At 54.0% G+C, this 300-nt stretch carries 1 protein-coding gene; it reads right to left on the bottom strand.

Features of this window, described 5'->3' with window-relative positions:
• On the bottom strand, positions 1 to 300 hold a 300-nt coding region (locus tag ORL93_RS31085; protein ID WP_265960358.1), incomplete at both ends, for an ABC transporter permease.

Here is a 300-nt window from a genome sequence, read left to right as displayed (position 1 = left end):
AGGCAAGCGCGATCCAGATACCGTTGCCAACAGACCCTTCATACAAGAGGGCACGAATCGTATTCACTATTGAAGTCACGGGCTGGTTCTCAGCGAACGCACGGACAATTTTAGGCATGGTTTCAGTAGGGACAAAAGCCGAACTGATAAACGGCAGGAAAATCAGCGGGTACGAGTAGGCTGTCGCCCCTTCCATAGACTTCGCTGTCAATCCGGGAATGACAGCCAGCCATGTCAGCGCCAGCGTAAACAGCCCGAGTATCCCAGCTACCGCGAGCCAATCCAGGATATCAGCGCTGG

It is taken from the genome of Bacillus sp. DHT2 (genome assembly GCF_026241455.1).
Classification (GTDB): domain Bacteria; phylum Bacillota; class Bacilli; order Bacillales; family Bacillaceae_G; genus Bacillus_A; species Bacillus_A pseudomycoides.
Note: the sequence above shows the minus strand (reverse complement) of the source record. Positions and strands in the feature narration are given on the sequence as shown.